Source organism: uncultured Capnocytophaga sp., assembly GCF_938029845.1.
GTDB lineage: Bacteria > Bacteroidota > Bacteroidia > Flavobacteriales > Flavobacteriaceae > Capnocytophaga.
The window spans coordinates 14,273-29,202 of sequence record NZ_CALHGG010000174.1; the positions used below are offsets into that span (position 1 = coordinate 14,273).

11 protein-coding genes are annotated in these 14,930 nt (G+C 38.3%); 4 read left to right on the top strand and 7 right to left on the bottom strand.

All coding sequences use genetic code 11. The features are described from left to right. Window positions 1–5 precede the first annotated feature (5 nt). The 6 genes from Q0625_RS13580 to Q0625_RS13605 form a co-directional block, all read right to left on the bottom strand. On the bottom strand, window positions 6–3,059 hold the full coding sequence (locus tag Q0625_RS13580) for a SusC/RagA family TonB-linked outer membrane protein (protein ID WP_298828382.1): 3,054 nt from the start codon (window positions 3,057–3,059) through the stop codon (window positions 6–8). Window positions 3,060–3,876: 817 nt separating this feature from the next. Continuing rightward, window positions 3,877–5,241, bottom strand: a complete 1,365-nt coding sequence (locus Q0625_RS13585; protein WP_298828384.1) for a TlpA disulfide reductase family protein — start codon at window positions 5,239–5,241, stop codon at window positions 3,877–3,879. Window positions 5,242–5,294: 53 nt separating this feature from the next. Then, the gene (locus Q0625_RS13590; protein WP_298828386.1) at window positions 5,295–6,233 is read right to left on the bottom strand and encodes an AAA family ATPase; all 939 of its coding nucleotides are present in this window, start codon (window positions 6,231–6,233) and stop codon (window positions 5,295–5,297) included. After that, window positions 6,230–7,414 (bottom strand): hypothetical protein, encoded by a 1,185-nt coding sequence (locus Q0625_RS13595; RefSeq protein WP_298828389.1) that lies wholly within the window; start codon window positions 7,412–7,414, stop codon window positions 6,230–6,232. The genes Q0625_RS13590 and Q0625_RS13595 overlap by 4 nt, the downstream gene beginning before the upstream one ends. A 66-nt stretch (window positions 7,415–7,480) precedes the next feature. Further along, window positions 7,481–8,032 carry a hypothetical protein gene (locus tag Q0625_RS13600; RefSeq protein ID WP_298828393.1) on the bottom strand — a complete coding sequence of 184 codons (552 nt, stop codon included), beginning with the start codon at window positions 8,030–8,032 and terminating at the stop codon, window positions 7,481–7,483. 221 nt (window positions 8,033–8,253) lie between these two features. Then, on the bottom strand, window positions 8,254–9,636 hold the full coding sequence (locus Q0625_RS13605) for a TlpA disulfide reductase family protein (RefSeq protein WP_298828396.1): 1,383 nt from the start codon (window positions 9,634–9,636) through the stop codon (window positions 8,254–8,256). A 205-nt stretch (window positions 9,637–9,841) separates the two neighbouring features. Between Q0625_RS13605 and Q0625_RS13610 the strand changes: the two genes are divergently transcribed. The 4 genes from Q0625_RS13610 (at window position 9,842) to Q0625_RS13625 (ending at window position 13,293) form a co-directional block, all read left to right on the top strand. Further along, on the top strand, window positions 9,842–10,201 hold the full coding sequence (locus Q0625_RS13610) for a hypothetical protein (protein WP_298828398.1): 360 nt from the start codon (window positions 9,842–9,844) through the stop codon (window positions 10,199–10,201). Between the two features lie 37 nt (window positions 10,202–10,238). Then, complete coding sequence (locus Q0625_RS13615) at window positions 10,239–11,810, top strand: NAD(P)H-hydrate dehydratase (protein ID WP_298828400.1); 1,572 nt, start codon at window positions 10,239–10,241, stop codon at window positions 11,808–11,810. A gap of 136 nt (window positions 11,811–11,946) precedes the next feature. Next, complete coding sequence (locus Q0625_RS13620) at window positions 11,947–12,579, top strand: hypothetical protein (protein WP_298828402.1); 633 nt, start codon at window positions 11,947–11,949, stop codon at window positions 12,577–12,579. 255 nt (window positions 12,580–12,834) lie between these two features. Further along, the gene (locus Q0625_RS13625; RefSeq protein WP_298828405.1) at window positions 12,835–13,293 is read left to right on the top strand and encodes a hypothetical protein; all 459 of its coding nucleotides are present in this window, start codon (window positions 12,835–12,837) and stop codon (window positions 13,291–13,293) included. Between the two features lie 752 nt (window positions 13,294–14,045). Here Q0625_RS13625 and Q0625_RS13630 read toward each other — a convergent pair. Next, window positions 14,046–14,915 carry a DMT family transporter gene (locus Q0625_RS13630; protein WP_298828408.1) on the bottom strand — a complete coding sequence of 290 codons (870 nt, stop codon included), beginning with the start codon at window positions 14,913–14,915 and terminating at the stop codon, window positions 14,046–14,048. Window positions 14,916–14,930: the final 15 nt, after the last annotated feature.

The window sequence follows — 14,930 nt, forward strand, 5'->3', positions numbered from 1 at the left end:
GTGATTTAAAAATTAATATTTATTCCGAAACTGAGAGTTCTGAGAGTAGGAAGGACAAAATCCACTCTTCCATCGGCTTGTGCTTCGGGATCTCCCTTGAATCTTTTATCAAAGTTATGAGTCCATAGGTTGTCCCCAAGTACATAGCACTGCAGCTGCTTGAGGTAGGTACCTTCAAGCCAGATAGTTGGAAAGTCATAGGAGAGTTTCAGCGTCTGTAGGCGCAAGTAATCTCCGTCATATAGGTAGCGGGTAGAGGCCTCAGCAGACTGTGCATTGCCATCCCAAATTGGTTTAGGGTTCTCACTATTGCGATTTTGAGGTGTCCAATAGGATTCTACCTGAGAGGCATAACCTGGATACAGATAGGTAGTCTTCCCATCATCCTTCGCCCAAGAAGCAGAGGAATCGTAGAGCTTGTTCCCAAATCCATAAGCAAACTGAGCTAAGAGGGATAGGTTCTTATAGGAGATTTTGGTATCAAATCCTCCATAGAGAGAAGCGAGATAGCTTCCCTGTATAGCTTCCTTGGCTTCACTATAGACAGAGGTAGTCTCACCATCTTTTCCATTCTTATACCAAAGAGGAGCTCCCGTATTTGGATCTACCCCTGCCCATTTTTTTAGGTAAAAAGCCCCTACATTTTCTCCTTTTTGGAGGATACGATTGGTGAATGTGATAGGGGCATCATCATACATTTGAGTAATTTTGTTTGATAGAGTACTTATGTGCCCTCCTAATTCCCAATTCAGTCCCTCTTCGTTCTTTATCAGTTCTGCATTGATTGCTAGTTCCCAACCCTTATTCTCCATTTCTCCCACATTCACCTGTTTGGTAGCGGTATAAGAACCCTGAGCAGTAGAGAGTGGTAGTGAGAAGATCATATCCTTAGTTTTCTTTATAAAATAAGCGGTAGAAAGGGTTATTCTATCGGAGAAAAATCCTATATCTAAGCCTACATTCAGAGGGTAAAGAGTCTCCCAGCGCAGATCAGGATTATCCACCCCTATAGGAACACCCGCCGCTTTGTTGTCATAATTAAATCTATACTGATAACCTGCATAAGGGGAGACATAGACCATATTCCCTAAACGCCCATAGGAGGTAGAGAACTTCAGCTGTGAGAGTTGTTTTGTCTTACTAAAGGATTCCAAACGTGCTAAATCCACCCCTAATCCTACTGAATAGAAATAACCTGTACGGTTCTCTTCCCAGAAATTGGATAATCTATCCTGTCTACCTGCGAGGTCTAACAGGAATAACTTATTATAATCATAGTGTAAGGTTAGGGCATAGCCCTCACGAGAATTAATTTCCCTAGTACCAGAGATAGAAACAGGCTTAATAAAGCTAGATAGCGTCTTAAGCTTATTAGAACCTGCGGTAAAAACAACGGCATCTATATTCTTCTGATCAGAGCGATATGCTTCCTGAATAAGACTTGCCGAGAGGTGATTCTTTTCCTTTATAGTCAAGTCATAGGAAAGGATATTCTGTAGATTGAAACTAAATATACGTGTATTGAACCAATCGGCCTCTCCTTTGGTATAGAAAGCATCTCCATGTACGGGGGATTTATAACCATCTTCCCCTAGATCAATATACTCAGGAGCAAAAACAAACTTATAAAGTAGGTTTTTAGCCAACTGGTAGTCCAATTGGAAATTAGCAAGTGCCCTCATTGTTTGGTTTTTGTTATAGTTCAATTTTTGTAGTGCTACTATATTATAAGTTCCATTAGAGAGCATACCATATTGACCATAGTTAAGGGAACCATCTGGGTTATAAGCTCTTTCTGTAGGTCGGATCATATATTGTCCATATACAGGATCGGAATATTGTGGCCCTTCTGGCTGTGCTAGTGTATTGGCATAAGAGAGCTGAATATTAGTGGAGAGACGTAGCTTGCTGGTTGCTTGGAAGTCAATCTTATTGCTACTGGTTACTCTCTCGAAGCTATTTTCCTTGACGATACCATCTTCCTTGAGGTAGCCAAGGGAAGAATAATAGGATAGTTTATCATTTCCGCCAGAGACAGTGGCATTGATTTCTTGGTAGAGCGCCATTTTATTCTCCACGAGCTTTCTCCAATCGGTATTAATGTGTCTTTGTTTATAGATATCTTGTAATATATATCCTCCATTACCTGTGGAGACATTTCCTGCCTTAAGATCAGCCAAGAGAGCCTCTTTGTTGGGATAAGCAGCAGAGCCTTCTTCACTATTGAGATAAGCATCATATAGGAAACCCAGCCACTGTTCTGTAGTGAGGGGTTTTTCCCCTACTGCAGCACGAGAGACAAGTCCTACTTCACTTGAGATACGAAAGTTAGCAGCTCCCTTCCTGCCCGATTTAGTAGTAATAATCACCACTCCAGATCCTGTATCAGCACCATATATGGCGGTAGATACTGCATCCTTGAGAATGGTAACACTCTCTATATCATCATTATTCAAACCTGCCAGTACATTATTTCCTCTTGTATTTTGTGCGTGGTCACCATGGGTAACTCTCACCCCATCTATCACATAGACCGGTTCGTTACGCCCATTGACCGAAGCCACCCCACGGATACGAATGGTAGCAGCACTTCCTGGCTGTCCAGAGACAACTCCTCCTTGCACACCTGCTACCCTACCCAAGAGTACTTTATCTACCGAAATGGAATTATTATCCGATACATTATCCAGCTTGCTCACCGCACCAGTAAGTTCCTTAACCGCTTGTTTCTTTCCGAAACCTACCACCACCACTTCTGGAATCTTCTCTACCTGCAAGGATAAAGAAACATCCAGTTTTTTAAGATCAGGAGTTACCACATGATGTAGTGTTTGATAGCCAACGGAAGAGAAAGTCAGTACCTGACCATCTCTCACCTCCAAGAAATAGGTACCATTGATATCGGTAGCTACCCCTTTGCCTGTACCCTCTATCATGACAGTCACACCTAAGAGAGGTTCATTTTTTTCATCTTTGACCGTTCCCAATAGGAGACGTTCTTGGGCTGTAACTATTGTAGAGAGTCCCAATAGCAAGTAAAGAAAGTAGATTTTTCTCATAAGTTATATAGTATTTGTAGTGTAAAATAATGCAATTTATATTAAAACAGAGAATATTTAAATAGGATACAAAGGTATGAAATATAAATGTGAAATAATTGCCAAATGAAATAAATTTGTTGTTAAATATTAAAAAGTGAGAAAATATAGAATTTAAGAAGGTATAGCTAAAACCTGATTAATGGACAAAAATGTTGCTCAAAAGTTGTGTAATTCCTTATTTTATCTACCTTTATAGCTATTTGAAAAGAGGGGAAATATGCTTTTACACGGCAGTAAAATAGCCAAGAAGGATGGTATTAAAGAAAGGGGACAACGATACAAAAGTCATGCTTGTGGAAAGACTTTTCCTTAAAAAACAAATAAACTTATAGTCAATTGTCCGAAAGATATAGGTATTCTACAAAAACAACCCAAAGAAAATTAGATAATTATTCTGTCAAAAACAGCTTAAAAATAGTTTGAAAGATGATTGTTCTGATGAATATAACTTATTGAGGAAAGGAGAGAAAGAAATTATTGTTAGATATTTAACCAAGGATCCTAAACTTTCTGCTGCACAAGAACAGATGAAGATAGTGAATTTAAAGAATAAACTAAAGAATCATAAATATTGAAAAAAGAGGTTGTCCCAAAAAGAAACAACCTCTTTCAACATTTTATACAATATTTGGTATTATCCCTAATAGATGGCTCCCTAGTAGTGCCTATTCGTTTATGCAGATAGGGAAAAGGAAGGTAGCTTTTTGTTTTATCCAAATACCTATCTAAAAAAGAAACACCTTTGTCCATGGGAAGCTAGGAGCCTATAATTCTTCTAGTTTTTACCTGTTAGGATTTTCTCTATATCAGGGTCAGAAGGACGGGGTGCATTAGGACTCACAATTTTTCCATCCTTATCTATGATAAGAAAAGTAGGAATCTGGCTGATACCATAGTCTTGAATAAATTGAGATTCAAAAGCCTTATCAGCAATGAGTTGTACCCCTTTGAGCTCTCTTTCTTTTACTGCCTTGCGCCATGCTTCCTTGTCTTCATCTATGGAAATACTTACAAACTCTATATTTTTACCCTTGAGCTTATCATGTAAGGCTTTTAGCGCAGGAATTTCAGCCAAACAAGGGCGACACCAAGTAGCCCAGACATCTACATATACGAGTTTTCCTTTGAAATCAGAAAGGGAATTAGTACCTCCGTTAGCATTTTCATAGTTGGTAAAGACAGGAGAGGGAACACCCACAGCTAATTTTGTAATCTTGTCATAAGTTGCTTGTGCTTCTTGTTTTACTTTTTCATCCTTTACATTACTAAGTACAAAATCCAATACCTCTTTGTTCTTAGTATTACCCGGAATAATAAGTGTAGCTAACTCTTTTGCAAAATCAGCACGAATATTTTCTGACTTAAGGGCAGATACGAGTTTTATAAAGTTTTCTACCTGTGCGGGATCACTAGCATCGCTTAGCTGAGAATAATATTTACCTTGTACCAAATCCCTATAAGCCTCATCGGTCTCATATTCCTTGGCATTATCAAAATCTATTTGGTCTCTCTCAGCAAAGAAATCTTGAGGTAGCGTGGGTTGCTTTTTTAAGAAGTATTCATACGAATTGGGATAATCCGTTAGTGCTGCTATATACTTATATTGAATCCATTTTTGCTGGCGCTTCACGAAATCCTCGTCAAGGTTATACCCTTTTAGCTTGGTTTCGAGTTCAGCAAAGAACTTTTTAAGACTTTCCTTAAAAGCCTGTGGTTCTTGCTTGAAGAGCGCACCGTCGGATCGGAATATGTTCTTATTGACAAAGAGTTCTCTCTCTATAAGGTATTGGGTTTGCCCTATTTGAGTACCAGAGAGGGTCACCTTGGAGAGGTCTTGGTTGAGGGTGAACTCTATTTGAGTCCCTTTATCCAAATAAAGAGGCACTAACAGCTGAGGATTCTCAAAGAGGTAGTAGGCATGATTGTCGGTTATAGTGCGTATGGTATCTCGGAAAGTACCATCAGAGGCTATAGCAATGTCCTTAATCACCTCGTTGTTATGAACGAGCTGTATTTTCTCGTTTTCGGTAACCGATACCTTTCCAGAGATCACCGCATAATCAGCCTTTTCCTGCACTGATTTTTCACCACAGGCAGCAAGCAAACCGATGGTAATTACACATGTAATGATTTTTTTCATGATTATTTATTTGTATTTTAATAAGTTACAATTAATTTTCTTATTTTTGATTATTAAAAATCACCATAATTCACTTGGAAACAAGGCAGCTGTAAGTCCTTACGCCACATATCCACCACTTGGTTACGGTCATCCAAGAGGAACTCTATAAAGTACTTACCCGCTATTTCTTGTTGGAAAAGCTCTTTCTTGATGATGTTGTCTTTCCTATAATCATTGGTTGTACGCATAAGCAATAGGTCATAGGCGATTTGGTATTTCGAAAGAAAACGCTCGGTAGGTTCCCTATAAAGCTGTTCCCGCCCTGAAAGAAGTATCACCTTGTAACCCTGTGCTTTAGCCATTTGTAATACCCGTGCTACTGGAACATTGAGCAAATCCTCATCAGCCGAAGAAGCATCATAAGGGTCACGACCATTAAGCAAAGAAAGGGTACCATCCAAATCACAAATTACAGCCTTAGGCAAAGTGCTATCCTGCGCAGTATAGGTGAGTGTAGCCTCCTTCACTGTACGAGGAATAGGCTTGAAATCAAATTTTTCTTTAGTGTATTGTAATTGAGTTACATGCTTTTCTATAGCGCTCTTAGGGATAAACTTACCTGTTTGCTCATAACGCTTATCACAGCGCTTGACAAGTTCCTCCACCGAAAGGTCAAAAACTTTAAAGGAAATATCTGCATATTCGGTATAGGTACGCACCATATCCTCAAGGGTACGCAAGGAGCTATTGGTAGCATCTATAATCACATTGGTATGATTTTTCAATAGGGTAATAACGGATGCCTCCACCATTTTGGTAATACGTTCCTCATAGAAGGGTGACATAAGCGTATCACCGAACTGCATTAGGCGGAAATCATCACGATTGACACGCACCCAATTATCCTCTGTACGGATAAAGTAGCGCGCAAAGGTAGATTTGCCTGACCCTGGTGCTCCCACCAGAATAAGGAGTTTAGGAAAGTAATGGGGATTATTTTTTGTACTCATAGTCTGCTATCTAATTGGTTTTCTATTTCTTCACCTAATATACGATCAAGTACCAAATTCTTCAACTCGTAGTTTTCCTCGTGTAAGTCACTATAAGGGATTGCCAATAGCTTGGCATTGATCGCCCAGTCATTGATAGAACAACGAAGTTTCCCTTTGATATTTCTTCTGGCGATTTGCTCCTGAAGTTGGTCTTGGAAATCCACTCCATAGACAAGAGTTAGGTAATCATTGTTACGTACCTTGAAGGCAGGCGGCATGCTAGGAAGGAAGGCTGTACGCGGCTTAATAACCACCCCTTCCTCATCGCTCTGATTGACCTTATCCACCCAAGCACGTATCTCAGGGTACTTAGCCTCAAAATCTGTCTCATCAGTGAAAAGGTAATGTAGGCATTTATCATCATTCACCTGACGGAAACTAAGATTGTCATTGACAAAGTATTCACTGCCATCACTACGCACTTCCTTGAGAATATTAAAAGGCTTGAAGAATAGTTCTGCTTCCTTACCAAAAATATCCAATTGTCGCTTAAAGAGCGCTATATTCTGTTGATAATGAGGTAAATCCAAAAACTTAAAATCACGCACCGATTGGTATTGGCGAATGATATGGTTAGGATATTTCTCCTTCAACTCCTTAGGGGAAAGCTCCTTAGCATCACTGATAAAAGCCTGATACTCTGGAGTCTGCTGTATCTTATAGAGTTTTTCATACAAATTACTCTTTTCCAAATAGTTAGCATGTATCTCATGAGAGATATAATAAGCAGCAAACTCATTGTTAATAAGACCTTTTCCTAAGACAGACCAAGGCATCAGCTCCGATTGGATAATCCTTAACTCCACCCCTTCCCAAGAAAGACGAGCATGCAAGGGGCGCAAGGCTGTAAGGCATTTTTCCTTGTCCAAATAGTTAATTTTATAACCATTCCTACTTACCAAATAACTCTCTTCCAAGTGCTTATGTAGGTAAATATCACAATAAGAGCCCATATATTTTTTTTCAATGACCACCTCTCGTACGCCATTACGGACAAACCATAATAGTCCCTCATAGAGGCTTTCTATCTCATTGCGCTCCACTGACTTAGGAGCAGGAGAAATGGTAGGTGAAAAGGCATTGATTTTGTTTCTACAAAACCAATCTATACGTTTTTTGATTAAAGCTTTATCTTCCATACTATATAAAGTAAAAAGTAAAAGATTCGTATGCCTAGTAGTTTTCTAACATTCAATTTGTTAGCACTAACTTACGAAACTTGAGTTAGTAATTTTCAAAAGTTGGTATCCTATATATTCTTTTAGGTTAGGGTAAAGCGTTCTATAATAGCAATCCCAATAGCTAACCATACGGCTCTCTATTCGTTTTTTGAAAAGAGGGTTTTCAGTCAAAAAGTTCCTGAGTTTTTCCTTATTCTTATTAGAAAGACTTTTCTCAAGTACCTCCAATATTTCATACACATAGTCACCGAATAACAACGCTATATAGGGTAAGGTAAAATCCTCTTTCGCTTGCAGAACCTTCCTAAGATAGGCTTCCCTAAGGAAGCCATTATGATGACACAAATACAAGCAATTGAGCATCATCTCCTGCAAATAAGTAAGAGATTGTGTATGGTATTGACCAAAATACACTCTCTTAGGAATGATAAGACTCTCACCCCTGAGCACCACCCTCTCTTCTGCCAAGACATCCTCAAAGCAAGCCTCTCTTTTGATAAGAAAGTTGACCAACATGGCGGCATCTTGATTCAGATAAGAAGGAAAAGCCTTGGAAATTAGCTGTTTTTCAAACATGAGTTCTTTTCTTTACGTGTGCAAAGATACGATGTCGTTGCGCAATGTTTTTGCACAGGCAAAAGTTTAGATATTTTTTAACTATTAGGAGTAGAGGAATACAGGAGTTTAGATACCTCACTAGAATACTGAACCCTCTTTATCTTTCACTTTTTACTTTTTATCCAAAAAAAGACTGCCCTTTGGGGACAGCCTTTTTATAGGTGTTAAAATTATGTCTATTACTTTTTCAATAAGCCTTCCAATAAGCCTGTAATTTCTTCACTTGAAGGACGTGGCGCATCTGCATTGACAATCTTACCTTCTTTGTCTATAATAATAAAAGTAGGAATTTGTCGGATACCATAGTCTTCGATAAACTGTGCATTAAAAGCACCATCAGCAATAAGTTGTACGCCTTTTAGGTCTTCATTCTTAACGAATTGCTTCCAATCCTCTTTGTTTTCATCTATAGAGATACTTACAAAAGCAACATCTTTTCCTTGGAATTTCTTTTCCAATTCCTTAAGCGCTGGGATTTCCCCACGGCAAGGCAAGCACCAAGTAGCCCATACATCTATATAAGTTACTTTTCCTTTGAAATCGTCCAAAGAGGAAGTGCCTCCGTTGAAATTCTCATAATTAGAGAACTTAGGAGAAAGCTTGCCTGCTGCAAGTTTGCCTGCTACCTCATAGGCTTTTTTTGCTGCTTCTTTTACTTTTTCGTCAGTTACATTCTTATTGATAAAATCGAAAACTTCTTTATTCAAGGGATTGTTAGCAGAGAGTAAAGGGACCATTCCCTTAGCCAAATCCGCACGAATATTATCGGATTTCAAAGCATTAACGGCAGAGATAAACTCCTTTATATTTTCTGGATCGTTAGGATTGGTGATAATTGAATAGAACTTATTGCGTACCAAATCACGGTAAGTATCTATCAAGCGGTACTCCTCAGCATTATCATAGTCAATAGCATCTCTTTCTGCATAGAAATCATCCGGTAAGATCACATCTTTTCCTGAAACATATCTATTGTAAGTAGGGAATGCAGTTAGATATTCCACAAACTTATACTTAGCCCATTTTTCTTGATTCTTCACGAACTCATCATCAAAACCATAAGCCTTTAGCTTAGCATTAAGCTCTGCGAAGAAAGTTTTGATATTTTCCTTAAATTCAGGTGGTTTTTGTCCAAAAAGATTGGAATCAGCCCCATTGATTCGGTCACTGACAAAGGCATTACGTTCTATTAGGTACTGAGTTTGTTTTGTTTCGCTACCAGAAACCATAGTTTTGCTCACTTCCTCATTGAGGGTAAGCTCTATATTGGCTCCATTAGCTAAGTAAAGAGGGACTTGTACCACAGGATTCTCAACAAGATAGTAGAGGTGGTTATCTCCTATTTCACGAATAGTATCACGGAAAGTACCATCAGTCTGCACAGGAATTTCTTTTATTACCTCATCATTCTGAAGTAAAAATACCTTTTGACCATCCTCTTTTGCTCCTACAGAGGATACCTTACCTGAGAGTACTGCATAATCTACCTTTGTCTCAGCAGCTTTTTCGCCACACGCAGCGAGCAAACTAATAACAGCTATGCTTGTAACAATTTTTCTCATTATTCTTCGTTTTTCTATTTCTAAACTGAACTACAAAATTAGAAAAAAAAATTGAGAAGACCAACAGTCTATAAAAAATAATTTTACAACACAACACAACTAATTGATTTTCAATTTATAAAAGTTTTTAACAAAATAATAAAAACTGTTCATATCTCTAAATTGGACAAAAATTAGTATATTTGCTCTCCCTTAGAACAACCATGTGACAACTGAAAAAACACTTAGCGAACAGTGGGAAATCTTAGCCCAAAAGCTGGTCAAGGATTTCTCCCTGCCTATGCAATTGGATATAGACAGAGTCCTTTATCTGATAGGGATTCAAGAGCTTGGCAAGCCTCATGAGGTATTCTCCAAAGAGGACAAAGTCAACCTCATACATATAGCCACCTGCTGTGTATTGGCTCCCTTCGGATATTACTTTTTTGAATACAAAGACAAAGAAGGTTGGCCTTTTTATAGAAGAATCAAGGATCACTTGACCTTGCCAGAGGAAGAACAACATACCTTACTAAAGCAAGCCATATTGTCCTATTTTCGAAACATAGATTATTTATCATCTTAAAACAGAACATTTTACTAATTCTTTAAATAATTCACTTATGAAAATACTTACTAATGAGCAAATGCGCGCTGCGGACGAGCAAACTATTCAGGAACAACAAATTACCTCTTGGGATCACATGGAAAGAGCCGCCAACAACCTTATGGCTTGGATCAAGAAAAACCTCCCCAACGACAACCCCTACCATATCTATGCAGGGGTAGGCAATAATGGTGGTGATGGTCTCGCCCTAGCACGCCTACTTTCGCAAACTGGTAAAAAAGTAAGAGTAACTCTAGTTCCCTTCAGTGAAATCCATTCGGCGGACTTTACCAAGAACTTAGAACTTCTCAAGGAAAATTTCCCTCAAGTGGAAATCACCTCGGTTTCCCAGCCAGCGACCTCCGAAGATTACCTACAAGCCAACGACAAGCACTTCCAACCCATCAAAGGTAAACCCGCTAAGGGGTTTGAAGACTTTGTTGCCAACAAATACAATGGCACCCAGCCTATCACTATTGATGCTATCTTTGGTATAGGGCTCTCTCGCAGAGTTTCTCCTTGGGTACAACGCGTATTTGAAGAAATCAATCGTCAAAAAGGACTTATTATCAGTATAGACGTGCCTTCAGGCCTGTTCTTAGGCGGTGATAGGGAAGAGAAAGATGTATTTGTAACTCCACATGTGGTACTGACATTCTTTGCTCCCAAACTCCCTTTCCTCCTTCCTCAGACAGGACGTTATATCCCCTATTGGGAAGTGTTGCCGCTACCCCTCTCCTTCGACTACCTCAAGGAAGTGGCTACCGAATATGATTACACCACAGAAAAAGAACTCAAGCGCCTACTGCGTACCCGCCATCGCTTTACCAACAAAGGTACATATGGTCATGCCCTTATAGTAGGAGGTAGCTATGGCAAGATAGGTGCTCCCCTCTTGAGTGGTAAGGCAACCCTACGCAGTGGAGCGGGCTTACTAACCCTTCTTCTACCCAAGTGTGGCTACCAAATAGCACAGACTGCTCTTCCAGAGGCTATGGTACTCACCTCCTCCCAAGAAGAAGAACTCTCCCCTACCGATATTCCTTTCTCTCCCAATGCAATAGGCATAGGTATAGGAATGGGTACTTCATCCTCTGCTCAGGGTACACTTGCTTCCTTGCTTAGAACATTCCCTAATGTCCCCTTCGTCATTGATGCTGATGCACTCAACCTTGTTGCCTCCAGCGAAGACCTCCAACGTGCACTACCTAAGAACGCTATCCTTACTCCTCACCCTAAGGAATTGGAACGCCTCATCGGCAAATGGTCGGACGACCTTGACCGCCAGGCAAAAGCCAAAGAGTTTGCCAAGAAACACAAAATCATCTTGGTTCTTAAAGGAGCTTTCACCATGATTACTGACGGAGATCATTTCTGGGTGAACTCCACCGGAAACCCTGCCCTTGCTACCGCTGGTAGTGGTGATGTACTTACTGGGGTCATCACGGGGCTTTTATCTCAGGGCTATACCCCACTCAATGCTGCTATTGTGGGAGTTTATATCCACGGAAAAGCCGCCGACACCTATGTAAGAAATACCAAGAAGAACACGATGATTGCTAGCGATATCATTGACTTCCTTAGTTAGTGGCTAATGACTAGTGACTAATAATCTATAACGCCGATAATCCTTTTTATTATCGGCGTTCATCTTTTAAACACAGAGAAATATGAGTGAATTTGATGAATATTTTGAATGATTACATCAATCAAAAGTAACTTTTATGCAACAGAAAATAAAGATATTAGAAGACTTAAAGGATAAATTATACCTTTGGGAATCATATAATGAAGAGGATTTGGAGAAAATAATGTCTGCTTTTGAAAAATTCCCAAGAAAAGAGTTTTCTACATTCTACATTCCCATACTAACAGATACTCTTTTGGCAGAACACTTAGTTGCTATAGGGAAAACATTCCCAACCAATACATGCATGCTAATTAATATTATATCAAGTATAGGGAATATGGTTTGGCGATATAAGCTATATCCTACTGATAAAGTATTTGAGTTATTTAAGGAAGCTGCCTCTCATAAAAAAGTGAATTACTATGTATCCTTAAATATATCCCATTTTCCACAATATATTTCTTGGAAAAGAAGATGGGATTATTTGATTTCGATACCTAATATAAGTCCTAAAACGAAATCAATCGAAAATTTTCATACAGAAGTAAAAAAAATACTATCCACTAAAGAAAAAATTCCTATTCAAGTAACAGAAGAGTTATTGACTATATTAAAGAACTATATAAATACAACAAAAATGAGTGTTTACCTTATAGAAAATTACTTAAACACAATTCACAAATTAGAACAAGAACTTAAACACTCTTATGATAGCGTAAGTTTGTAGCTTATACTTCGTAATTTACCACAAATAGAACTAAAAATACTATAACATAAATAACTCTATCCTCTAACGTCTATTCTTTTTTATAAAATCTTATAAATAAAAGCATCTTTATAAAAGTACTGTCATATACGCTTCATAAAATTTTTATTGAATTAGCTAAAAAAAATATGGACACCAATTTAAAAACACAGAACAGATAGATTATTGAGTATACTATACAATATAACTCTCATTAACAATCAAACACCTAATAAAATGCTATATACCATAGGCACTTCCAACAATTACCCAAATAGAGCATACGGTGCTTTTCAGTCTGTAAAGGGTTCTATTACTGATTATATTATGTTCAGAAATCCTGAGCCTATACACTTGAACATTCGGATTGACTTTACCGACTTCGAAGCTATTGCTGCCAAATGGGATTGTATATCCATTGATAAAGTGTATATCTATTTGCTAAACAAAAGGGCAATGGATTTCTTTGAAAAACATTGTCCCGAAACATTTGAATGGGTACCTGCAAAGATATATTCCAATAATACCCTGATAGAAACAGAGCATAAGTTACTACATATCACAAATCACTCTAAAGAAGGTACCTTATTCTATAATAAGGAGAGTCTTCGTAGCATATGGGTAGAGGAAGCTTTTATGAAAAAGTATAAGAAGGAGAAACTCAAAGGATGGACTTTTTATCCAGAAGAATGTTAATATATTATTTAGGTTCCTTCAATAGTACGAGCTGGTAATTCGTACTTTAATAATCTATAAAACAAATCTTCATACACTACAGATATCTTTAACTCCCAATTTCTATTCTTTTCTACAGCCTCTCATAAAGAGAAGTATCCCCATAAAAGTACTGCCACATACGCCTTATAAGGTTGTTATTGAATTAACTGAAAAAGATATGGACACCAATTTAAAAATACAGAACAGATAAATTATTGAGCATACTATACAATATAACTCTCATTAACAATCAAATACTTAATAAAATGCTATATACCATAGGCACTTCCAACAATTACCCAAGTAGAGCATACGGTGCTTTTGAGTCTGTAAAGGGTTCTATTACTGATTATTTGATGTTTGAAGATCCTGAACCTATACACTTGAACATTCGGATTGACTTTACCGACTTCGAAGCTATTGCTGCCAAATGGGATTGTATATCCATTGATAAAGTGTATATCTATTTGCTAAACAAAAGGGCAATGGATTTCTTTGAAAAACATTGTCCCGAAACATTTGAATGGGTACCTGCAAAGATATATTCCAATAATACCCTGATAGAAACAGAGCATAAGTTACTACATATCACCTATCATGCTAAAGAAGGTACCTTATTCTATAATGAGGATAGTCTTCATAGCATATGGGTAGAGGAAGCTTTTATGAAAAAGTATAAAAAAAAAACTCAAAGGATGGACTTTTTATCCAGAAGAATGTTAGTGCCTTATTTAATGCTTTCTAAAGACAATATCTATCAGTACCCCAGCGATGATGACCATACCGCCTATGATAAGGGACGAGGTAAGGGCTTCTCCGAAGAGTCCTACACTGATAAGCACCGCCACAATAGGCTCAAAAGCGCCCATAATTGCTGTGGGAGTAGAACCTATATAACGTACGGCATACACTAAAGCAACCAAAGAAAGAGAGGTGGTGATAATAGCAAATAAAGTGATGTCTCCTACCAAGGATAAGGAAGGAATTGCTATGCTTTCGCCCAAAATAAGAGTCTTCACCCAGAAGTATAGCGAAGAGAAGAGCATGGAATAGAAAGAAATCTTCACCCCAGAGGCTTCTATACGTACCTTATTGATAATCAAAATATAAAGTGCATATACTAAGGCTCCAAGCAAAGAGATACCCAATCCTATATAGTTAATTGTACTACCTTCCTTGATACTCAACACTCCTACTCCTGCAACGACTAAGAGCAACGAGAGAATGGTTGGGAAGGTAATTTTCTCCTTATAGAAGAGTACCAATACCAAGGCTACAATAATCGGATAGCTAAAAAAGATAGTGGAGGCTATACCTGGACTAAGGTAGTCATAAGCTAAGAACAAGAACTCAGCTGAGAGTGCATAGAGTAATCCCAAAACACTCATAATCAATCCTTCCCGAAGACTAATGCGCAACCGTTGTTTCTGGTAGCAAAGAAAGAGGAGAATAGCACCGCTAGCGATGAGGAAGCGATAAAAAAGAGTGGCATCTACCGAGAAAGATTCCGCTTTCTTGATAGGAATCATAAAAAGCGGAATCAGTCCATAAGTAAATGCCGAGATAAAGGCACATAAGTAGCCTTTGACAATATCTTTCATAATAAAAAGCCTTTG